Origin of the sequence: Tsukamurella sp. M9C, from assembly GCF_020169415.1 — a bacterium.
Lineage (GTDB): Bacteria > Actinomycetota > Actinomycetes > Mycobacteriales > Mycobacteriaceae > Tsukamurella.
Genome location: NZ_JAIULG010000019.1, coordinates 1 through 20,398, shown reverse-complemented (window position 1 = coordinate 20,398; position 20,398 = coordinate 1). Strand labels below are relative to the sequence as shown.

At 72.1% G+C, this 20,398-nt stretch carries 21 protein-coding genes; 14 read left to right on the top strand and 7 right to left on the bottom strand.

All coding sequences use genetic code 11. From position 1 onward, the window contains the following. Positions 1 to 3: 3 nt before the first annotated feature. Together LB823_RS11315 and LB823_RS11310 are read right to left on the bottom strand one after the other, a co-directional pair. Positions 4 to 1,311 (bottom strand): HAMP domain-containing sensor histidine kinase, encoded by a 1,308-nt coding sequence (locus tag LB823_RS11315; protein ID WP_224647222.1) that lies wholly within the window; start codon positions 1,309 to 1,311, stop codon positions 4 to 6. Between the two features lie 11 nt (positions 1,312 to 1,322). Beyond that, positions 1,323 to 1,808 carry a GtrA family protein gene (locus LB823_RS11310; protein ID WP_255603464.1) on the bottom strand — a complete coding sequence of 162 codons (486 nt, stop codon included), beginning with the start codon at positions 1,806 to 1,808 and terminating at the stop codon, positions 1,323 to 1,325. 216 nt (positions 1,809 to 2,024) lie between these two features. On the opposite strand from LB823_RS11310, the gene LB823_RS11305 reads away from it, so the two are divergent. Genes LB823_RS11305 through LB823_RS11295 form a run of 3 tightly spaced genes read left to right on the top strand, consistent with a single transcriptional unit; the run spans position 2,025 to position 4,385 of the window. Beyond that, a complete protein-coding gene (locus LB823_RS11305) occupies positions 2,025 to 3,209 on the top strand; it encodes a 5-(carboxyamino)imidazole ribonucleotide synthase (protein ID WP_255603462.1) in 1,185 nt (394 codons plus the stop codon). Then, entirely contained in the window at positions 3,202 to 3,708 is a 507-nt protein-coding gene (purE, locus tag LB823_RS11300; RefSeq protein WP_224647218.1) for a 5-(carboxyamino)imidazole ribonucleotide mutase, read from the top strand. The genes LB823_RS11305 and purE overlap by 8 nt, the downstream gene beginning before the upstream one ends. A 20-nt stretch (positions 3,709 to 3,728) precedes the next feature. Continuing rightward, positions 3,729 to 4,385: a dihydrofolate reductase family protein gene (locus tag LB823_RS11295; protein ID WP_224647217.1), complete on the top strand. Its 657-nt coding sequence runs from the start codon at positions 3,729 to 3,731 to the stop codon at positions 4,383 to 4,385. A gap of 10 nt (positions 4,386 to 4,395) precedes the next feature. Here LB823_RS11295 and LB823_RS11290 read toward each other — a convergent pair whose 3' ends face one another. Beyond that, positions 4,396 to 5,169 carry a DUF6882 domain-containing protein gene (locus tag LB823_RS11290; RefSeq protein WP_224647215.1) on the bottom strand — a complete coding sequence of 258 codons (774 nt, stop codon included), beginning with the start codon at positions 5,167 to 5,169 and terminating at the stop codon, positions 4,396 to 4,398. Positions 5,170 to 5,370: 201 nt separating this feature from the next. On the opposite strand from LB823_RS11290, the gene LB823_RS11285 reads away from it, so the two are divergent. Further along, positions 5,371 to 6,531, top strand: coding sequence for an acyl-CoA dehydrogenase (locus LB823_RS11285; RefSeq protein ID WP_224647214.1), 1,161 nt, complete (start codon positions 5,371 to 5,373; stop codon positions 6,529 to 6,531). A 98-nt stretch (positions 6,532 to 6,629) separates the two neighbouring features. Then, on the top strand, positions 6,630 to 7,238 hold the full coding sequence (locus tag LB823_RS11280) for a hypothetical protein (protein ID WP_224647212.1): 609 nt from the start codon (positions 6,630 to 6,632) through the stop codon (positions 7,236 to 7,238). Between the two features lie 4 nt (positions 7,239 to 7,242). On the opposite strand, the gene LB823_RS11275 is transcribed toward LB823_RS11280, so the two are convergent. Then, a complete protein-coding gene (locus tag LB823_RS11275; RefSeq protein ID WP_224647211.1) occupies positions 7,243 to 7,944 on the bottom strand; it encodes a TIGR03089 family protein in 702 nt (233 codons plus the stop codon). After that, positions 7,932 to 9,674: an LCP family protein gene (locus LB823_RS11270; RefSeq protein ID WP_224647210.1), complete on the bottom strand. Its 1,743-nt coding sequence runs from the start codon at positions 9,672 to 9,674 to the stop codon at positions 7,932 to 7,934. The genes LB823_RS11275 and LB823_RS11270 overlap by 13 nt, the downstream gene beginning before the upstream one ends. 123 nt (positions 9,675 to 9,797) lie before the next feature. On the opposite strand from LB823_RS11270, the gene rfbD reads away from it, so the two are divergent. From rfbD to LB823_RS11250, 4 genes are read left to right on the top strand one after another with little or no spacing between them, the layout of a single operon-like run. Beyond that, positions 9,798 to 10,694, top strand: coding sequence for a dTDP-4-dehydrorhamnose reductase (gene rfbD, locus LB823_RS11265; protein ID WP_224647208.1), 897 nt, complete (start codon positions 9,798 to 9,800; stop codon positions 10,692 to 10,694). 9 nt (positions 10,695 to 10,703) lie between these two features. Continuing rightward, positions 10,704 to 11,606 (top strand): glycosyltransferase family 2 protein, encoded by a 903-nt coding sequence (locus LB823_RS11260; protein WP_224647207.1) that lies wholly within the window; start codon positions 10,704 to 10,706, stop codon positions 11,604 to 11,606. After that, a complete protein-coding gene (locus LB823_RS11255; protein WP_224647205.1) occupies positions 11,606 to 12,709 on the top strand; it encodes a sugar phosphate nucleotidyltransferase in 1,104 nt (367 codons plus the stop codon). Before LB823_RS11260 ends, LB823_RS11255 begins: the two co-directional genes overlap by 1 nt. 8 nt (positions 12,710 to 12,717) lie before the next feature. Beyond that, positions 12,718 to 13,524 (top strand): SGNH/GDSL hydrolase family protein, encoded by an 807-nt coding sequence (locus LB823_RS11250; RefSeq protein ID WP_224647204.1) that lies wholly within the window; start codon positions 12,718 to 12,720, stop codon positions 13,522 to 13,524. 180 nt (positions 13,525 to 13,704) lie between these two features. Here LB823_RS11250 and LB823_RS11245 read toward each other — a convergent pair whose 3' ends face one another. Further along, on the bottom strand, positions 13,705 to 14,358 hold the full coding sequence (locus LB823_RS11245) for an O-methyltransferase (protein ID WP_224647203.1): 654 nt from the start codon (positions 14,356 to 14,358) through the stop codon (positions 13,705 to 13,707). Positions 14,359 to 14,600: 242 nt separating this feature from the next. Here LB823_RS11245 and sigE point away from each other — a divergent pair, with 242 nt between their 5' ends. The 5 genes from sigE to LB823_RS11220 all read left to right on the top strand — a co-directional run bounded on the left by sigE (position 14,601) and on the right by LB823_RS11220 (position 18,954). Continuing rightward, positions 14,601 to 15,254 (top strand): RNA polymerase sigma factor SigE, encoded by a 654-nt coding sequence (gene sigE, locus LB823_RS11240; RefSeq protein WP_224647201.1) that lies wholly within the window; start codon positions 14,601 to 14,603, stop codon positions 15,252 to 15,254. 118 nt (positions 15,255 to 15,372) lie between these two features. After that, complete coding sequence (locus LB823_RS11235; protein WP_224647200.1) at positions 15,373 to 15,753, top strand: RNA polymerase subunit sigma-70; 381 nt, start codon at positions 15,373 to 15,375, stop codon at positions 15,751 to 15,753. Between the two features lie 10 nt (positions 15,754 to 15,763). After that, the gene (locus LB823_RS24050; RefSeq protein ID WP_224647198.1) at positions 15,764 to 17,239 is read left to right on the top strand and encodes a S1C family serine protease; all 1,476 of its coding nucleotides are present in this window, start codon (positions 15,764 to 15,766) and stop codon (positions 17,237 to 17,239) included. Positions 17,240 to 17,299: 60 nt separating this feature from the next. Continuing rightward, entirely contained in the window at positions 17,300 to 17,791 is a 492-nt protein-coding gene (gene tatB, locus LB823_RS11225) for a Sec-independent protein translocase protein TatB (RefSeq protein ID WP_224647197.1), read from the top strand. A gap of 242 nt (positions 17,792 to 18,033) precedes the next feature. Next, positions 18,034 to 18,954, top strand: coding sequence for a type IV toxin-antitoxin system AbiEi family antitoxin domain-containing protein (locus LB823_RS11220; protein WP_224647196.1), 921 nt, complete (start codon positions 18,034 to 18,036; stop codon positions 18,952 to 18,954). A gap of 197 nt (positions 18,955 to 19,151) precedes the next feature. Here LB823_RS11220 and LB823_RS11215 read toward each other — a convergent pair whose 3' ends face one another. Further along, positions 19,152 to 20,288: an Mrp/NBP35 family ATP-binding protein gene (locus tag LB823_RS11215; RefSeq protein WP_224647194.1), complete on the bottom strand. Its 1,137-nt coding sequence runs from the start codon at positions 20,286 to 20,288 to the stop codon at positions 19,152 to 19,154. Between the last annotated feature and the right edge of the window lie 110 nt (positions 20,289 to 20,398).

Sequence of the window (20,398 nt, the reverse complement as noted above, 5' to 3'; positions counted from 1 at the left end):
CGCTCAGCGGGGCTCGGGCTCCGGCGCCGCGGGGGCGCCGGCCGGCGTGACGTCGGGCGCGGCCGCGGGCAGGAACATGGCGAAGGTCGTCGGCTTGCGGCTCTGCAGTTGGAGGCGCCCGCCGTCGCCCTCGACGAAGGCGCGGGCCAGCGCCAGGCCGACCCCGGTCCCGTCGCCCACGGAGTAGCCGCGCCGGAAGATGCGCTGGGCGTCACCGTCGGAGATGCCGGAGCCCTCGTCGGTGACCGTGACCAGCACGGTGTGCGCGCCGACGGAGCCGAGTCGCACGACGACCTCGCCGCGGCCGTGCATCAGGGCGTTGTCTACGAGCACCGCCGTCGCCTCCCGGACCCGCGTGGCGGTGGCCCGGGCGGGGAGCGGCGGACCGTCGGGCGGGAGCACCGTGAGGCGCCTCCCGGCCCGGTCGAACGACGGGGCGAGGTCGGCCAGCAGGGGCGCGAGCTCGGCCCGCACGTCGACGGTGCCCTGCGGCGATCGCTCGGTCCGCGACATCTTGACCATGTCGCCGACGGACGAGGTGAGCCGGTCGACCTGGTCGAGGGCGGCCCGCGCCTCGGTGACCACCTCGGGGTCGGGGTGCAGGGTGAGCTCGTCGAGGCGGATGTGGATGGCGGTGAGGCGGCTGCGCAGCTGGTGCGAGACGTCGCCGACGATCTGCCGCTCGCGCTGCAGCCGGTCGGCGATCTCCACCGTCGCGGTGTCGAGCACGTCGAGCACGCGGTCGAGCTCCTCGATGCCGTGCCGGTGCGGGTCGGGCCGGAAATCGCCGTTCGCGAGGCGCTGCGCGCGCTCGGCGACCTCCTGCACGGGGTCGGCGACGCGGCTCGCGGTGACCGCCGCGACGACGACGCCCGCGGTCAGCGACAGCACCATGACGATCAGCTCGACGCTGAGCGCCCGGAACTGGCCGTCGCGCACGCCGGCGTAGTCCTGCTCGATCCGCAGCATCCCCGCGTCGCCCAGCGAGGTGCCCTCGACCATGGCGTGCTCGATCGGGCCGCTGCCGACGGCGAGCTCGCGCGGGGCCCCGGTCCGGTCGGTGTAGGTGAGCACGAGGCGGCCGTCGGAGGGGACCAGCAGCCGGAGCGCCTCGACCGGCGGCTCGTCGGTCACGCCGGTGCTCTGCTCCTGGAGCAGAATCGCGGACGAGGCGCGCTGCAGCCGGTGCTGGAGGTCGGTGCGGGCCGCGTCGTCGAGCCAGCGCCACGTGTAGAACATGAGCGGGAGGCCCAGGAAGAGGCCGGTGACCGCGACGACCGCGATGGTCGAGCGGAGGATCCGGTGCCGCACGCCCGGGAGGCTCAGCGCTCGGTGGAAGCGCTGGTCTCGTCGTCGGGGATCGACTCCTCGACCGGGGCGTCGCGCATGTCCTCGGGGAAGGCGTAGCGGCGCAGCGCCCAGAACCGGAAGGCCATCTGCAGCAGGTTGCCGACGATGTAGTTGAGCACGAAGTCGACGATGATCAGCGTGGTCTTCGAGTCGGTGGCGCGCAGGTTGAAGAAGTTGTTCGCGATGAAGATGGGGGCGGCCATGATGAGCACGCCGATGCCCGAGATCGCGAAGAAGAGCAGCGCCTCGTGGTGCTTCTCGCGGCCGCCGCGGTGCTTGAAGCTCCACTCGCTGTTGAGGATGTAGGAGAGGATCACGGCGCAGACGCCGGAGAAGATCTTCGCGACGGTCGGCTTCTCGTCCAGCACGGTGAGCACGAGGCCGTAGAAGATGGCGAGGTCGAAGACCGCCGTCGTGCTGCCCACGATGGCGAACTTGATCAGCTCGTGGTGCTGCATGACGAGACCGCGGAGCGGTGCCGGGGTGCGATCCAGAATCGCCTCGATGAAAGCCACGTGCGCCACTCTAACGGAACTGTGAATAGTACCGCGGAGAGTGTGACGCGGTCGGTACCGGGGGCGTGCGCCGTGCCGGGCGCCCCCGCGGCGGCGTGGACCTGCGATTATGGAGCGGTGAGTGATGTTCAACCGCGCCGGTCGCGGCCCGTGGTGGCCATGGTCGGCGGAGGTCAGCTGGCCCGCATGACCCATCAGGCCGCGATCGCGCTGGGGCAGTCCCTGCGCGTCCTGGCCGCCGCCCCCGACGAGCCCGCGCCCCAGGTGTGCGCCGACGTGGTGCTCGGCGACCACGACCGGATCGAGGACCTGCGCCGCGTCGCGACCGGCGCGCATGCGCTGACCTTCGACCACGAGGGTGTGCCCACCGAGCACCTGCTGCAGCTGCAGGCCGAGGGCGTGACCGTCAACCCGCCGCCGCAGGCGCTGCTGTACGCGCAGGACAAGCTGGCGATGCGGCACCGTCTGGCCGAGCTCGGCGCGCCCGTGCCGGGCTTCGCGGAGATCGCCACCGTCGCCGACGTCGAGGCCTTCTGGGAGCGGTTCGACGGTGCCGTCGTGCTCAAGGCCGTGCGGGGCGGCTACGACGGCCGCGGCGTGTGGCTGCCGGACACGCTGGACGAGGCGCTGGAGGTCGCGGAGCAGCAGCTCGCGGCCGGGGTGCAGCTGCTCGCCGAGCAGCGGGTCGAGCTGGCCCGGGAGCTGTCGGCGATGGTCGCGCGCTCGCCCTTCGGGCAAGGGGCGACCTGGCCCGTCGTGGAGACGGTGCAGCGGAACGGGCAGTGCGCCGTCGTGCTCGCGCCCGCGCCGAACCTCTCCGACGAGGAGTCCTCCTTCGCCGAGTCGCTCGCGCTGCGGCTCGCGAACGAGCTGGGCGTCGTCGGCGTGATGGCGGTCGAGCTGTTCCAGACCCCGTCGGGCGAGATGCTGGTCAACGAGCTCGCGATGCGTCCCCACAACTCCGGTCACTGGTCGATGAACGGCAGCGTCACCAGCCAGTTCGAGCAGCACCTGCGGGCGGTGCTCGACTACCCGCTGGGGGACACGGCCGCGACCGCGCCGCTCACCGTGATGGCGAACGTGCTCGGCGCACCGTCGGAGCCCGAGATGGGCGTCGACGAGCGGCTGCACCACCTCATGGCCCGGATGCCCGAGGCGCACGTGCACATGTACGGCAAGGACGGGCGGCCCGACCGCAAGGTGGGGCACGTGAACCTGGTCGGCGGCCTGGACGGCGACCGGAACGATCCCGACTACGTGGCGGAGCTGCGGGAGCGGGCGGAACGCGCGGCGCACTGGATGGCGACCGCGGAGTGGACCGATGGATGGAGCGAGCATGGCTGACGGACCCCGCGTCGGATTGATCATGGGCAGCGACTCGGACTGGCCGACGATGGAGGCCGCCGCCGAGGCGCTCGCCGAGTTCGGGATCCGGTTCGAGGTGGGCGTGGTCTCGGCGCACCGCACCCCGCAGCGGATGCTCGACTACGCGAAGGGCGCCGCGGACCGGGGCGTCGAGGTGATCATCGCCGGCGCCGGCGGCGCCGCGCACCTGCCGGGCATGGTCGCCTCCGCGACGCCGCTGCCGGTGATCGGCGTGCCGGTGCCGCTCAAGCACCTCGACGGCATGGACTCGCTGCTGTCGATCGTGCAGATGCCCGCCGGCATCCCCGTGGCGACGGTGTCCGTGGGCGGCGCCCGCAACGCCGGCCTCCTGGCCGTGCGCATCCTCGGCGCCGCCGACCCCGCTCTCCGGTCACGGATGGCCGCCTTCCAGGCGGACCTCGAGAAGATGGTGCTGGCCAAGGACGAGGCGCTGCGGAAGAAGCTCCTCGAGGGCTGATCGCGGCTAGCCTGATCCGCATGACGGGTCAGGTGCGGGTGCACAACTTCGCGATCTCTCTCGACGGCTTCGGCACCGGCGCGGACCAGAGCGTGGACGCGCCCTTCGGGCATGCGGGTGGGTCGCTCATGGAGTGGTTCTTCGGCACGCGACGGGGCGCCGCGATCCACGGGCTGACCAGCGCGGCGCGCGGCGTCGACGACGCCTTCGCCGAGGCCTGGGACGAGGGCATCGGCGTGGAGATCATGGGCCGCGGCAAGTTCGCGCCCACGCCCGAGGTGCTCGCCGACGAGTCCTGGCGCGGCTGGTGGGGCGAGCAGACGCCGTTCACCACCCCGATCATCGTGCTCACGAGTCGGCCCCGGCCCACGTTCAGCACGGAGGACGGCGTCGAGTTCCGGTTCCTCGACGCCTCGCCCGCCGAGGCCGTCGCGGCCGCCCGGGAGATCGCGGGCGAGAAGGACATCCGCATCGGCGGGGGCGTGTCGACGGTGCGCGAATTCCTCGCCGCCGATTTGATCGATCACCTGCACCTGGTGGAGACGCCGATCGTGCTCGGCCGCGGCGAGCGGCTGTGGGACGGGCTCGAGGGCGTGCAGGAGCGGTTCTCGATCGAGTCGACGGTGAGCCCCGCCGCGGGCGTCGTGCACCGTGTCTTCACCCGCCTATCTCGCTGACTTTCCAGGCTCAGTGTCCGCCCGCCGCGGTGGGGCCCGCGTGTGCATCGATGCGGGCCAGACGGCCCCGATCGTCGAAGGAGACGGTCGCGCTGCCGTCCTGCGCCGTCAGGATCATGTCGGTGCCCGTCTGCTCGATCGTCAGACCCTCGCGCCGCACGGCGTACGCCCACGTCGCGAGGTGTGGGTCGGCGACCAGGCCGGCCGCGGTGATTCGGGTGAGGACACCGACCGCCGAGATGATTGACGCCGGCGGCAGGTGGAACTCGGCGCGGTTCTCCAGCACGAACCAGGCGTAGCCGCCGTTGCCGTTCGAGCCGCGGTAGTAGACGGGCTCGATGAGGTCGGTCATCGCCATCGCGGCGTGCACGTAGTCGTGCACGGCGTGTTCGCGTGCGGGTAGGTCCGCATCGCTCCGTTCGCGCGGGTCGAGCGGAAGAACCGGAGTCGTGAACTCCGGGCAGTCGAGGCGCTCACCCGCGTCCCTCACCGATGTCGAGAGCGCAACAGCCTCCTCGGGGTAACCGTTGATGTTCTCCCAACCCCACATCCAGGTGTTGGAGTATTCGGACACCGAACCGATGAAGTGCGCGCGGAACTCGGCGATCGGTTCGCGTTCGAACCAGAACCGGGGCGCCCCGGAGAGGTCCACCTGCCACGGATAACCGGCGTACTTCTCGGCGAACAGTTCTTGTGCCTCCTCGGCCAGCACAGTCGTCTGGTCCGCGAGCATGCGCACCGCGTCGCGGTGCGGGTCGATCCACAGTTCGTTCAACCCGGCCATCGTCGTCTCCATTCGTCTCCGACGGAGGTGAGTGTAGGTAAGGGTGCCGTGCGTTGTGCGTCACAGCCGGATGAGTGGCAGGGCGGTTGTTCCGGGGAACAACCGCACCGTCGGATGTTGGTTACGTGCGACTAACTGACCGCGGGACCGGCATGGATACAATCAGCGCGGACCTAACACGTAGACGCTGATGGAGGCCTCATGGCTGGCAACCCCGACTTCGACCTGTTCCAGCTCCCCGAGGAGCACGAGGAACTGCGCGCCGCCATCCGGGCGCTCGCCGAGCGCGACATCGCGCCGCACGCCAAGGACGTCGACGAGAAGGAGCGGTTCCCGCAGGAGGCGCTCGACGCGCTGGTCGCCAGCGGCTTCAACGCCATCCACGTGCCCGAGGAGTACGAGGGCCAGGGCGCGGACTCCGTCGCCACCTGCATCGTCATCGAAGAGGTCGCCCGCGTCTGCGGCAGCTCCTCGCTGATCCCCGCCGTGAACAAGCTCGGCACCATGGGCCTGATCCTCAACGGCTCCGAGGAGCTCAAGCAGCACGTGCTGCCGTCGCTCGCCAGCGGCGAGGCCATGGCCTCCTACGCGCTCTCCGAGCGCGAGGCGGGCTCCGACGCCGCGTCGATGCGCACCCGCGCCCGCAAGGACGGCGACGAGTGGGTCCTCAACGGCTCCAAGTGCTGGATCACCAACGGCGGCAAGTCCACCTGGTACACCGTCATGGCCGTCACCGACCCCGAGAAGGGCGCCAACGGCATCAGCTCCTTCATCGTCCACAAGGACGACCCCGGCTTCTCCGTCACCGGCTACGAGCACAAGCTGGGCATCAAGGGCAGCCCCACCGCCGAGCTGGCCTTCGAGGAGTGCCGCATCCCCGCGATGCGCATGATCGGCGAGGAGGGCACCGGCTTCAAGACCGCGCTGCAGACCCTCGACCACACCCGCCCGACCATCGGCGCGCAGGCCGTCGGCATCGCCCAGGGCGCGCTCGACGTCGCGATCGAGTACATCAAGGACCGCAAGCAGTTCGGCAAGTCCATCTCCGAGTTCCAGGGCGTCCAGTTCATGGTCGCCGACATGGCGATGCGCCTCGAGGCCGCGCGCCTCATGGTCTACACCGCCGCCGCCCGCGCCGAGCGCGGCGAGAAGAACCTCGGCTTCATCAGCTCCGCGTCGAAGTGCTTCGCCTCCGACGTCGCGATGGACGTCACCACCGACGCCGTGCAGTTGCTCGGCGGAGCCGGCTACACCCGCGACTTCCCGGTCGAGCGCATGATGCGCGACGCCAAGATCACCCAGATCTACGAGGGCACCAACCAGGTGCAGCGCATGGTCATGTCGCGCCAGCTGCTCCGCTGACCCGCCCGCGGGCCGGTACCGGCTCGCCCACGGTTCGATAACGATCCGCCCCTCCCGACCGATCCCTGCATAGCCTGGACCGGACGAGAGGGGCGGACGTGCATTCGAGGACGACACGAGCGCTGTCGGGGGCGACGGCGGTGGTGCTGGGGGCGGCGCTGACCGCGTGCGGCCAGGACGGGCTGGTCACGGCACCGTCGGGCATCGCGCGCCCGTCGTCGGTCACGACGGTGGCCGGGGCGGCACCGTCGAGCCCGAGCTCGGTGACCAGCGCGAGCCCTCGAGTGACGACGAGCACGAGCGCCACCGCCGCGCCGGGCACGACGATGCTGAAGGACCTGCGCACCGGCGCCCGCGACGGCGCCGACCGGGTGGTGCTCGAGTTCACCGGCGCGGTGCCGCCGTACCGGGTCACGCGGGAGGCGGGGCCGGTCATGGACTGCGGCTCGGGCGCGGTGCTCGGCGGGCCGGGGGAGTACCTCGTGGTGCGCGTCGAGCCGGTGGCGATCTTCGACGACGACGGGAACGCGGCGTACGCGGGGGAGCGCACCGTCGCCGGGCCGGGGCGCGCGGTCTCCCGCGCGATCATCACCTGCTCCTTCGAGGGGCAGCTGCAGGTGGCGCTCAAGCTCACCGGGAACGCGCAGCGCTACGCCGATTCCACGCTGACGGGGCCGGGGCGCATCGTCGTCGACGTGCAGCAGTAGCGCGTCAGGCGACGCGGGCGGTGGCCTTCTCGGTCGCGAACTTGTCCGTGAGCTTCGCGGCGTCGGGGTGCGAGACGTGGATGACCGAGGCCGGGGCGGCGAAGGGCGCGAGCAGGCCGTCGTAGAGGTCGTCGACGGCGCGCCACTCCCGCGTGGACAGCACCCGGTCGCCGGCGGCGTATCCGGCGGAGGCGGCAAGCGCCGTGGAGCGGGCCAGCACGATCTCGGCGTCGTCGCCCGCGAGCGCGGTGCCGGCGCCGCCCGGCGTGAACGCGTCGGGGTGCACGCGGACCTCGGTGGTGTAGTCGTCGATGCCCGGCGGCAGGTCGGGCACGGCCAGGCCGAAGGCGTCGAGGCCGACGGCGAGGATCTCGTCGCCCTCCGCCTCGTCGAGGCGGTCGGGGGCGGCGAAGGTCACGTCGCCGGACTCGCCGAAGCGGACCTCGCAGCCGGCCCACCAGGCGCCGAACAGGATCCCCGCGGTCTGCCAGTGCGCCGGCAGCAGGACCCCGACGGGGTCGCCCGGGCCGAGGCCGTACTGGTCGCGCAGCAGGTTGCCGCACTTGGCGGCCCAATTGCCCAGGGTGATCGCCGAGAGGCCCATGCGGGCGCCGGCGGCGTCGTCGTACCAGGTGAACCGGGGTGCGGCCCCGTCGGCCTGGACGATCGGCACGAGCAGCCGGTCGGTCACGGTCAGTCCACGCACGGCACGCCCCCGTCCTGCTGGGCGGTGAAGCCCGGTCGATTGAGCAGCGAGCTGATGCGCGCCGCCTCGCTGGGGTCGAGCGCCTCGGTCATGCCGGGCGGGATCGACGTGGTGGTGGCCGCGGAGTCCGAGCCGGAGTCGCTCGACGAGCCGGGGCCGCTGTAGCCGTCCTGGATCAGCACCTTGACGTGCCCGGACTGCACGGACGTGCTCGCCACGACGGGCAGGCCGCCGAGCAGCGCGGCCACGGCCTTCGCGCCCTGGTCGTTCGCGGAGCTCGCGAGCACGGCGCTCTTCGAGCTGGAGGAGGATTCGGTGGACGAGGCGTTGCCCGTGGAGCCCTGCGCGAAGCCCTTGCCGCCGAGGAACGTCGAGACGGTGCTCGCGAGGCCCGACGTGGTGCCGGCGTTCACCACGTCCACCGTGTACGAGGAGCGGTTCACCGACGGCACGGCCGGGGATGAGCTGGTCGAGGTGGCCTTCGGCTTCGTGGTGCCGGGCTTGTCGCCGAGGAGGCCCGCGACGTACGCCTGCACCTGCTTGGGATCGACGACCACGACGGACTGCTGGCCGTCGTCGCTCCAGCCGTCGTCGCGGACCACGGGCACCGTCGAGAACTGGACGTTGCCCGCCGAGAGGTTCGCCAGCTCCTTCGCGAAGCCCATCACGTCCCACTCCTGGTCGAGGGTGACGGAGGTCGAGAGCGCGTCCTGCAGCTGGCTGAGCTTGCTGGGGCTGGTCAGGGTGCCGGTGGAGAGGATCTTGCTGGCCAGCGAGGCCATGAAGACTTGCTGGCGGGTGACGCGGTCGAGGTCGCCGCGGGGCAGGCCGTGACGCTGGCGCACGAAGCTCAGCGCCTGCGGGCCCTTGAGCGTCTGCTTGCCCGCCTTGAACCGCGCGCCCGAGTACGGGTCGTTGACGGGCTTCTTCAGGCACACGTCGACGCCGCCGACCGCGTTCGTGAGGCGGGAGAAGCCGACGAGGCCGATCTCGGCGTACCGGTCGACCGAGACGCCCGTCAGGTTCGCGACGGTCTCGATGAGCGCCTTCCGGCCCTCGCCGTTGCCCTTCTGCACGGCCGTCTTCTCGTCGTCGCCGTCGGCGATGGCCTTGTCGCGGGTCACGTTGGCCGCGCCCGCGAAGGCGGAGTTGATCTTGCCCTTGCCCTGGTCGGGGATCGCGACGTACGCGTCGCGGGGGATCGAGATCGCGGTGGCCGACTTCCCGTCGTTGGGGATGCGGATGAGGATGATCGTGTCGGTGTTCAGGGTGCCGTCGTCGACGCCCGCGTTGAGCCGCGCCAGCTCCTGCTTGGTGAGCGGATTGCCCTTGGCGTCGGTACGCGAGTCGGTGCCGACCAGCAGGATGTCCGTCGCGCCGTCGGGCTTGGCCGCGATGCTGGGGCCGCGAGTGATGTCGCCGGCGAACTGGGACCACCAGAACCAGGCGACGCCCGTCACCACGAGCACGATGGCCGTGATCAGCGCGATGAGGGCCTTGCCGCTGCGCTGCAGCCGCTCGCGGGTGTCGACCGAGAGGTCGCCGGCGCGGGGCACCGGCCGGGCGCGCAGGGGCTGCGCACCGTCGCCCTCGTTCTCGGCGCGGACGCTCCGGCGCCGGCCGCGCCCCCGCGCGTCGTCACCCTGCGCGGTCGACCGCTCGGCGGCCGCGCGCTTGGCGTCGGCGCTCCGGGAATGGCGCGCGCCGCGTCCACTCGGGCTGTCGGACACCCACCACTCCTCATCGTTCGGGACCGGGCCATCTGCTCCGGCCCGGTTGGTCACATCTCCATAACGGTACCGACTCGACATGTGAAGACTCCGCAGACGCGGCCGTCCCGTACCGTTCGCGGTGTGGAACTGGTGATCACCGGCGCGGCCGGACAGGTGGGGTCGGCGCTGGTCGCGGGCGCCGCGTCGCGGGGAATCGCGACCCGCGCCCTGGGCCGCGGAGACCTCGACGTGACTTCGCCACAGTCCGTCGCCGAGCTCGCGCTGGGCCCGTCGACGGTGCTGATCAACTGCGCGGCGCACACCGCGGTGGACGCCGCGGAGACCGAGCCGGGCGCCGCCACGGCCCTCAACGCGATCGCCCCGGGGCTGCTCGCCGAGCGGTGCGCCGCCACCGGCGCGCGGCTCGTGCACGTCTCGACCGACTACGTCTTCGGCCCTGCGCCCGTGCCGCCGCGGCCGTGGGAGACGGGCGACCCCACGGGACCCGCGAGCGTCTACGGGCTCACCAAGCTCGACGGGGAGCGGAACGCGGCCGCCGCCGACCCGCGGACCGTCGTGGTGCGGACCGCCTGGGTGTACACGGGGCGCGGGGCCGACGGTGCCTGGGCGCGGGACTTCGTCGGGACGATGGGGCGGCTCGCCGACGACGGCGTCGACCCGAAGGTCGTCGACGACCAGACCGGCTCGCCGACCTACGCCCCGGACCTGGCCGCGGGACTCCTCGACCTCGCGGTGCTCCTCGGCGCGGAGCCGGAGCGGCCCGGCGCGGTGCTGCACGCCGCCGGCGGCGGCACCGCCACCTGGTTCGACGTGGCCCGCGGGGTCTTCGAACGGGCCGGGGCCGATCCCGCGCGGGTGTCGCCGTGCGGCACGTCGGAGTTCCCCCGCCCGGCGCCGCGCCCCGCGTACTCGGTGCTCTCTCCGGCCTCCTGGGTCGCGTGGGGGCTGACGCCGCTGCCGGACTGGCGCGACGCGCTCGACCGGGCGCTGGACGCGCCCGCAAACCCCGCCCGGTAGCCTGGCCGCGTGCCCGGAACCGACAATGCGCTGCCCACGCTCGCCGTGGTCACCGTCACCTATTCGCCGGGTGAACACCTCGAGAACTTCCTGACCAGCATCGACGGTGCCTTCTCCGGGGTCGCCCCGCGGGTGCTGATGGCCGACAACGGCTCCGTCGACGGTTCCCCCGAGGCCGCCGAGGCCGCCCATCCCGAGGCCGATCTGCTGCGTACCGGCGCGAACCTGGGGTACGGCGGCGCGATCAACTACGCCGTGGCCCGCCTGCGCGCCGATGACGCCGCGTTCCCCGACTTCCTACTGATCAGCAACCCGGACGTGGTCTTCGGCCCGGGCTCGATCGACGCCCTCATCGAGGCGGCCGCGCGGCACCCGCGCGCCGGGTCCCTGGGCCCCCTGATCCGCGACCCCGACGGCACTGTCTACCCCTCGGCGCGGAACGTGCCCAGCATGCGGTTCGGGATCGGGCACGCGCTGCTCGGCGCCGTCTGGAAGTCGAACCCGTGGACGCGGGCCTACCAGCAGTCGCAGGCCGAGGTGGCCGAGCGCGAGGCCGGGTGGCTCAGCGGTTCCTGCCTGCTGGTGCGGCCGGAGGCCTTCGCGGAGATCGGCGGCTTCGACGACCGCTACTTCATGTACATGGAGGACGTGGACTTCGGGGACCGGCTCGCCCGCGCCGGCTGGAGCAACGTCTACGTCCCGACGGCGGAGATCGTGCACGCCAAGGGCCACGCGGCCGGGAAGGTGCCGGAGCTCATGCTCCCGGCGCACCACGCCTCCGCGTACCGGTTCTTCGCCGACCGGCACCCCGGTCCGGCGGCCGCGCCCCTGCGCGCGGCGATGAAGGTGGGGCTGGCCGCGCGCTCGCGGATCAGTGTTCTCGCGGCGACGCGGAGACGAAAAGGGGAATGATGACCTCGGTGGATCAGGACGCCGGTGTGGACCTCAGCGACGTGGAGGCCGTGATCCTGGTGGGCGGCAAGGGCACTCGCCTGCGTCCGCTCACCCTGTCGGCGCCGAAGCCGATGCTGCCCACGGCGGGCAAGCCCTTCCTCACCCACCTGCTCTCGCGCATCCGCGACGCGGGCATCCGTCGCGTGGTGCTGGGCACCTCGTTCAAGGCGGAGGTCTTCGAGGAGTACTTCGGCGACGGCACCGAGCTGGGACTCGAGCTCTCGTACGTGGTGGAGAGCGAGCCGCTGGGAACCGGCGGCGGCATCCGCAACGTGCTGCCCGCGCTGAAGGCCGACACCGTGCTGGTCTTCAACGGCGACGTGCTCGGCGGCTCCGACATCCGCGCCGTCGTGCAGACGCACCGCGAGAAGGACGCCGACGTCACGATGCACCTCGTGCGCGTGCCCGATCCCCGCGCCTTCGGCTGCGTGCCGACGGACGCCACCGGCCGGGTCACCGCGTTCCTCGAGAAGACGCAGGATCCGCCGACCGACCAGATCAACGCCGGCTGCTACGTCTTCAAGCGCTCGGTGATCGAGGAGATCCCCGCGGGCCGGCCGGTGTCGGTCGAGCGCGAGGTCTTCCCGGCCCTGCTCAACGGCGGCAGCCGCCTCTACGGCCACGTCGACTACGGCTACTGGCGCGACATGGGCACGCCCGAGGACTTCGTCGCCGGCAGCTCGGACCTGGTCCGCGGCATCGCCCCGTCGGCCGCCCTCGACGGCGGTCGCGGCGAGTGCCTCATCCACCCCGGCGCCTCCGTGGCGCCCGGCGCGCTGGTGATCGGCGGGTCCGTCGTGGGGCGCGGCGCGGAGATCGGCGCGGGCGCCCGGCTCGACGGCGCCGTCGTCTTCGACGGGGTGCGGATCGAGGCCGGCGCGATCGTCGAGCGGTCGATCATCGGCTTCGGCGCGCACATCGGGCCGCGGGCCCGCATCCGCGAGGCCGTCATCGGCGACGGTGCCTCCGTCGGCGCCCGCTGCGAGCTGCTGCACGGCGCGCGGGTCTGGCCCGGCGTCGAGCTGCCCGACGGCGGCGTGCGGTTCTCGACGGACGTATAGGGGCTCCGGTGACTGACTTCCTGCGGTACGTGGCGATCGGGGACTCGTTCACCGAGGGGGTCGGCGACCCCGATCCGACGGGGACCCACGAGTACCGGGGCTGGTCCGACCGGGTCGCCGAGGTGCTGGCGTCGCGCTCCGCGGATTTCGGGTACGCGAACCTGGCGATCCGCGGCAAGAAGATGGACCAGATCGTCGACGAACAGCTGGAGCCGTGCCTGGAGTTGGCGCCGGATCTGGTGACGGTGTACGCCGGGGCGAACGACCTGATCCGACCGTCGGTGGACGTGGATGCGGTGGTCTCCGCCTACGATGCGCTGCTGTCGCGGCTCGTGGACTCCGGCGCGACGGTGGTGGTGTGGACCGCCGCGGACACCCACGGCAGCGGGATCTTCGGCGCGCTCCGCGGCCGCTTCGCGATCTACAACGAGCTGGTCCGCGAGATCGCCGCCGACCGGGGGCTGCTGCTGCTCGACTACTGGCGGATGAAGGAGTATCGCGACCTGCGGATGTGGGAGTTCGACCGCATCCACATGTCGCAGCCCGGGCACCTGCGGATGGCGATCGAGGTGCTCGACGTGCTGGGCGTGCCGCATGCGCTGGAGGTCCCCGACCTGGGGCCCGAGCCCGTGATCACGCCCGCCGAGGACCGCGAGATCAAGCGGAAGTGGCGGCGCGAGTTCGCCTACCCGTGGATCTCGCGCCGGGTGCGCGGCATCTCCACCGGCGACGGCCTGCCGCCGAAGTACCCGACGCTGCTGCGGCCCGTCGGGGTGGACGCCGGCGAGCCGGAGGCGGCGGGCGAGCTGTCCTGACCCGTCGGCTATGTCATCGTGACCATGGGTGACAGATCCGGTATCCACCGAGGCGTCACGGTTCCCTGCGGTTTCGGCGGGGAAATCGCAGGTGAGCGCCGCCGAAACCGCTAGGAACGGGCGATGGGACCCGCCGTGGGGCGGGCGCCGCGGACCGTCGGACCGGGGAACGGGGCCGGACTACTGCTCCGGGGGGACGAAGGCCTTCGCGGCGGCGATGAGGCCGCCGCCCAGGGGGAGGATGACGGGGAGCAGGTTCTCGTCGGCGGCGATGATGCGGGTGGCCTCGCGGGCGGCGAAGGCCTCGTCGTCGTAGGCCTCCGGATCGGGGATGCGGTAGCCCGCGTCGCCGAGGTTGACCACCACGACCCCGCCGGGGCGGAGGAGGCGCACCGCGTCGACGACGTAGCGCGGGTGGTCGACGGGCTCGCCGTCGATGAAGATGAGGTCGTAGGCGGCGTCGGCGAGCCGGGGGAGCACGTCGAGTGCGTGGCCGTTGATGAGGCGCGTGCGGTTCGCGGCGATGCCGGCCTGCTGGAAGCCGATCTTCGCGGCGGCCTGGAACTCCTGCTCCGAGTCGATCGTGGTCAGCACCGAATCGGGGCGCATGCCGGAGAGCAGCCACAGGCCGCTGATGCCGGCGCCCGTCCCGACCTCGACCACGGACTTCGCGCCGCCCGCCGCGGCCAGCACCGACAGCAGCGCGCCCACGGACGGGGAGACGGCGTCGACGCCCAGGTCGGCGGCCCGCTCGCGGGCGGAGGACATCGCCTCGTCCTCGACGATGGCGTTCTCGGCGTACGTGACGAGGGCGGATGCGGCGGAGTTGGACACGCCGCAATCGTAGCCCGTCGCCCACCGGTCACCCCGCCGTGACGCGATCGTTAGCAAAGGCGATGTATGCACAGGCAACACTCAGGGAGGAATCAGCGCTCCCACACCGCGGCAGGGAAAGGTATCGGACAGTGAAGAACGCCCGACCTGGAATTGCCGATCGTGGGAACAAAACGGTCACTCCGGGAGTTCTGCAGTAGTAAGAGCGCCCCGCCGTCCGGCGGAGGCACGAGGAGGAGCGCATGGCCCTGGCCCGCAAGGCCGGACCCCGGCAGGAGCCGCAGCCCCAGGCTGCGTACGCGACGTTCGACGACGAGCGCGCCGCCGAACCCGCGGGTACCGCCGCATTCGATGCGTCGGGCGACCGTGCTGACATGCCCACCTGGGACGAGCTCGTCCGCGAGCACGCCGACCGCGTGTACCGCCTGGCCTACCGCCTCTCCGGCAACGCGCAGGACGCCGAGGACCTCACGCAGGAGACCTTCATCCGCGTCTTCCGCAGCCTGCAGAACTACGAGCCCGGCACCTTCGAGGGCTGGCTGCACCGCATCACCACGAACCTGTTCCTGGACATGGTCCGCCGCCGCAACCGCATCCGCATGGAGGCGCTGCCGGAGGACTACGAGCGCGTACCGTCGTCCGACCCGGACCCCGGCCAGATCTACGCGGACGCCAACCTCGGCCCGCAGCTGCAGAACGCGCTCGACGCGCTGGCGCCGGAGTTCCGCGCCGCCGTCGTCCTCGCCGACATCGAGGGCCTCTCGTACGAGGAGGTCGCGGCCACCCTGGGCGTGAAGCTCGGCACCGTCCGTTCGCGCATCCACCGCGGTCGCAAATCCATCCGCGAGGCCCTGGCGAATCAGGGTCTGACCAGCAGCGCCGCGCTCGCCTACTGAGCGCGCGCCCGGCACCGTCGGGAACTCCCGAGCGACTCGGCTCGTTGGGTAGAGGAGTGCAGGTACTGTGGCGGTAGATCCGCAGTACGCCATCGGACCGAGCAGAGGAGGGGAGCGCGTGGAGCACCTCAGTGGCAGTATCAAGCGCGCCTTCTCGCGTCGCCCGGGCGAGTTCTCGTCCACCGAGCACCTCGCCTACGAGGCGGTCGTCGCGTTCGTCGACGGCGAGCTGCGGATGAACGCGCACCTGCGCGCCGGGACCCACATCTCCCAGTGCGCCGTGTGCGCGGCGGAGGTCGACGCGCAGCGGCAGGTCCGCACCGCGCTGCGCGAGTCCGGCGAGATCACCGTGCCGCACCGGCTGCTGGGCCAGCTGTCCCAGATCCCCACCGATTGCCACACGGGTCGCCCGCCGTTCGACGGTTTCCCGACGTTCACGCCCGAGGCCTCGCGACGCGACGAGCGCAACAAGCGCGGCCGGCGGCGGAACGCTCGGTAGATTCGACTCCGTGACCTCCGAACCCGACACTCGGCGTCCGCGCCTGGAGCCGCGCCCCACGTACCGTCCCTCGGTGTCCGAGGGGGAGCAGGTCGTCTTCGGCAGGCCGGACGGGGTCGACGGTGCCTTCGCGCCCGAGTCCGTCCGCAGCGCCACCACCGCCCGCGGGCCGCAGCCGCAGGCCGCCGCCCCCGACCCGGTGCTCACCGAGGCCTTCTCCCGCCCTCCGGGCGCCCCCGAGGCGCTGCAGCGCGACCCGTACGCGGGTCCGCTCGTGCCCGAGCCGGAGCCCGAGCCCGAGGATCCGTGGCGCGACACCGACTCGCTCGCCGGGATCGGCGAGCCCGGCGTCACGGCGCCGCCGCGGGCGGTCCCGCAGCCGGATCCGGAGCAGCTCGGCGTCCGCGACGTCCTCTTCGGGCGGCGCGTATCGATCCGCGCACTCGCGGTCCTCGGCGTGCTGGCGCTGGTCATCGGCCTGCTCGGCGGCGCCATCGGCCGGATCACCGGCACCACGATCGAGAAGCTCACCGACTCGCGGGCGTCGCTGCCGGCGGCGCAGGGCCCGCCGGCCGACGCGGGCGCCGTGGCCTCCATGGTCGGCAAGGTCGGGCCGAGCGTCGTGACCATCGAGGTGCGCACCAAGACGTCCGGCGAGACGGGCTCCGGCTCCGTGATCGACGCCGAGCGCGGCTACATCATGACCAACAACCACGTCGTCGAGACCGCGTCCACCAACAAGGACGCCAAGATCGAGGTCGTCTTCTTCAACGGCACCCGCACCCCGGCGCAGCTCGTCGGGACCGACCCGTACACCGACGTGGCCGTCGTCAAGGTCTCCGTCGACGGGCTGCAGCAGATCGCCCGCGGCGACTCCGGGGAGCTCGCGGCCGGCCAGCAGGTCGTCGCCATCGGCTCGCCGCTGGGGCTACGGCGCACCGTCACCTCCGGCGTCGTGTCCGCGACGCACCGTCCGGTGCAGGGGCCCGCGAGCGGCCCGAACCCGCCCGCGACCTTCGACTCCGTGCAGACCGACGCCGCCATCAACCCCGGCAACTCCGGCGGCCCGCTGCTGGACCTGCAGGGGCGGCAGATCGGTATCAACACGCTCGGGCTGTCCCCGGGCGGCGCCGGGTCGATCGGCCTGAACTTCGCCATCGCGTCGAACGTCGCGTGGCCGATCGCCGAGTCGATCATCCGCGGCCAGAAGGTGGTCCACGCCGACCTCGGCATCAACGGCCGCGAGGTGAGCAACGAGGCTGCGTCCGGCGTGCGCGTCGAGAACGTGAAGAAGGGCGGCGCCGCCGAGAAGGCCGGCATCCGCGAGGGCGACGTCATCACCAAGGTCGGCGACACCGAGGTCGCCGAGGCCGCCGACGTGATCGTCGCGATCCGCGCCGTCGGCGTCGGCAAGGAGACGACGGTGACCGTCGCCCGCGACGGCCGGCAGGTCCCGATCAAGGTCACGCCCGAACCGCTGAGCTGAGGGGCCGGGCCGGGCCGCCGCGAGGTGCGTGAGCTCCTGAGCTTCCCGTAGCATGGCGGGGTGTTCTCGAATCTCGGTATGGGGGAGATCCTCATGCTGGTCGTCGTGGGTCTGGTGATCCTGGGGCCGGAGCGACTCCCGGGCGCGGTCAACTGGTTCTTCACGGCGCTGCGGCAGGTGCGCGACTACGCCACCGGCGCGACGCAGCAGCTCAAGGACGAGATGGGCGGCGATTTCGATGCGATCCGCGAGCCCCTGCAGCAGATCCAGAACCTGCGCGGCATGACGCCGACGGCGATCGTCACCAAGCACCTCCTGAACGGCGACGACTCCGTGATCCGCGAGATGAGCGATCAGGTGCGCTCCACCGCTGATGCGCTGAACCTGCGCAAGGCGGTCGACGCGGCCGCGCCCGTCGCCCCCGTCGCGCCCGTCGCCTCGTTGGAGAAGGCGCTGCCCGAGGTCCCGGCCGGCCCGATGCCCACCATGCCGCGGATGCACAAGCCGCTGGCCCCCGAGGAGCGCCCGCCCTTCGACGTCGACGCGACGTAGCGCGTCCGAACCTCCGGTGGCCCGCGAATTCCCGCCGAGTTCAGGGCCGCGCTGCCGACATCTGCGAACGCTGCCGACTACCGGCAGCGCTGACGAGTTTCGGCAGCTTTCAAGCTCGTTCGCGGCAGCGGCGACGTTGCTCGTCCCGACGGGTGCGGGGCGGCCTGTGGATAACGCTGAAGTTGTGGATAACTCGGTCACGGGCGTCAGCCGGGCGGAGTCACCCGGGTTCAATGGTCCGCATGGGGGAGATCTGGACACGGCGACAGCTCACGGCGATGGGGTGGAGTGACACGCGGATCGCGCGTGCCTCCGAGGAAGAGATCCAGCGGCTCGCGCACGGTGTCTACGGCGTGCGCGACGACGACGCACCGGTCTGGGTGAGGGACCGCGATCGGGTGCGAGCGACCGCATTGACCTGCGACGGTGTGGTCAGTCACGAAAGCGCTGCGGCCCTCCACGGAATTCCCTTCCTCCGGCCCGAGCGGAGGTACGTCCATTTCACGATCGACCGCACGAGCGGTGGGTACCGACGACGCAATCTGCACGTGCACGCGCGGCCGTTGCCCGCGGAGCACACGATGATCCGCGACGGCGTGTGCGTGACCACCCGGTGTCGCACGGCGGTGGATGCGGCCATGACCGGCGGACTCGAGCGCGCAGTCGTCGCCTTCGACGCGGTTCGTCTGGTACCGCGGTTCGGGCAACCGGAGGAACCGGCCCCGGTGCCGCTGGCGCAGTTGGAGGACTGCATCGCGATGCTGGGCCGCTGCCGGGGTGCGGCGCTCGCCCGCCGGGCGCTCGCCTTGTCCGTGGAGTGCAGCGAATCGGCCGGTGAGTCGCTGTCGCGCATGCAGATGCTGTCGGCCCGCCTCCCGATGCCGCGCCTGCAGGTGCCGCGCATCCTCGGCGACGAGCTCTTCTACGCCGATTTCGACTGGGGCGCGATGACCGGCGAGTTCGACGGCCGCGGCAAATACGGCGACGAGCCCGCGGACGTGGACGCCGCGATGGCCGAGGAGAAGCGTCGCCACGAGCTGTTCGCGGACGCGGGGATCGAGGTGGTCCGTTGGCGTTGGCGAGTGCTCAACGCGAACGACGGCCTGCGTCGCTTGCTCCTCCCCGCGATGGCGCGCAACGGGATCATCCCGTCGGCCGCGTGATCGTGCGCTGCCGACTTCGGCGCACGCTGCCGGTACTCGCTGCCGCGCTGCTGATATCAACGGACGCTGCCGCGGATCGGCAGCGCACGCGAGTTTCGGCAGCGGATGGGCGGATCGCTACCTGCGGCAGCATCAAGGGGCGGATCGCCACCCGCGGCTTCGATCTCCGCGGCGCGAGCGGACCGCAGACCGTCGGGTTAGAGGTGGCGGGTGGTGTCGATCCCCAGCGACATGCCGGCCAGGCCGCGCTTGCGGACGGCGAGCTTGTCGGCGATGGCGCGCAGGGCGGAGCCGGTGGGGGAGTCCGGCGCGGAGAGCACCACCGGGGTCCCGGAGTCGCCGGCCTCGCGCAGTTGCGGGTCCAGCGGGATCTGGCCGAGGAGGGGCACGTCGGCGCCCACGGCGCGGGTGAGCCGCGCCGCGACCTGCTCGCCGCCGCCGGAGCCGAAGACGTCGAGGACGGTGCCGTCGGGCAGCGTCAGCCCGGACATGTTCTCGATGACGCCGGCCACGCGCTGACGGGTCTGCAGCGCGATGGCGCCGGCCCGCTCGGCGACCTCGGCGGCCGCGGTCTGCGGGGTCGTGACCACGAGGATCTCCGCGCCCGGGATGAGCTGCGCGATGGAGATCGCGACGTCGCCGGTGCCGGGCGGCAGGTCGAGGAGCAGCACGTCGAGGTCGCCCCAGAAGACGTCGGCGAGGAACTGCTGCAGCGCACGGTGCAGCATCGGCCCGCGCCACACGACCGGGGTGTTGCCGGTGGTGAACATGGCCACCGAGATCACCTTCACGCCGTGCGCCTGCGGCGGCATGATCATCGAGTCGACCTGGGTGGGCCGCGCGTCCGTGCCCATCATGCGCGGCACGGAGTGGCCGTAGATGTCGGCGTCGAGCACGCCCACGGACAACCCTCGTGCGGCCAGCGACGCCGCGAGGTTCACCGTCACGGAGCTCTTGCCCACGCCGCCCTTGCCCGACGCGACCGCGTACACGCGGGTCAGCGAGCCGGGCTGGGCGAACGGGATCACGGGCTCGGCCTTGTCGCCGCGCACCGTCTTGCGCAGCTCCGCGCGCTGCTCGTCGTTCATCACGTCCAGCTCGACGCGCACCTCGCCGGTGCCCGGCACGTCGGCGACGGCCGCCCGCACGCGGTCGACGATCTGCGTGCGCATCGGGCAGGCGGAGGTGGTCAGGTACACCTCGACGTCGATCGACGAATCGGCCTGCACCGCGACCGACTTCACCATCCCCAGGTCGGTGATCGGCTTGCCGATCTCGGGGTCGTTCACGGTGGCCAGGGCCGACCGGATCGCGTCTTCCGTAACCGCACTCATAACGCCCTCCATCGTATCCGCAGGCCCGGGCGCGAGAAATCCGCCTTACCGCGGGGGACGGGGCACCGTCGGCGAGGACGACGGCGCGGGCCCTCTCGACGGGGCGGGGC

Excerpts from the sequence above, each read along its gene's own strand:
- LB823_RS11310 (WP_255603464.1), bottom strand. The coding sequence starts at position 1,808 with ATGCAGCACCACGAGCTGATCAAGTTCGCCATCGTGGGCAGCACGACG.
- LB823_RS11220 (WP_224647196.1), top strand. The coding sequence starts at position 18,034 with ATGGGGGAGATCTGGACACGGCGACAGCTCACGGCGATGGGGTGGAGT.
- sigE (WP_224647201.1), top strand. The coding sequence starts at position 14,601 with ATGGCCCTGGCCCGCAAGGCCGGACCCCGGCAGGAGCCGCAGCCCCAG.
- LB823_RS11255 (WP_224647205.1), top strand. The coding sequence starts at position 11,606 with ATGACCTCGGTGGATCAGGACGCCGGTGTGGACCTCAGCGACGTGGAG.
- LB823_RS11290 (WP_224647215.1), bottom strand. The coding sequence starts at position 5,169 with ATGGCCGGGTTGAACGAACTGTGGATCGACCCGCACCGCGACGCGGTG.
- LB823_RS11215 (WP_224647194.1), bottom strand. The coding sequence starts at position 20,288 with ATGAGTGCGGTTACGGAAGACGCGATCCGGTCGGCCCTGGCCACCGTG.
- LB823_RS11285 (WP_224647214.1), top strand. The coding sequence starts at position 5,371 with ATGGCTGGCAACCCCGACTTCGACCTGTTCCAGCTCCCCGAGGAGCAC.
- LB823_RS11295 (WP_224647217.1), top strand. The coding sequence starts at position 3,729 with ATGACGGGTCAGGTGCGGGTGCACAACTTCGCGATCTCTCTCGACGGC.
- purE (WP_224647218.1), top strand. The coding sequence starts at position 3,202 with ATGGCTGACGGACCCCGCGTCGGATTGATCATGGGCAGCGACTCGGAC.
- LB823_RS11305 (WP_255603462.1), top strand. The coding sequence starts at position 2,025 with ATGGTCGGCGGAGGTCAGCTGGCCCGCATGACCCATCAGGCCGCGATC.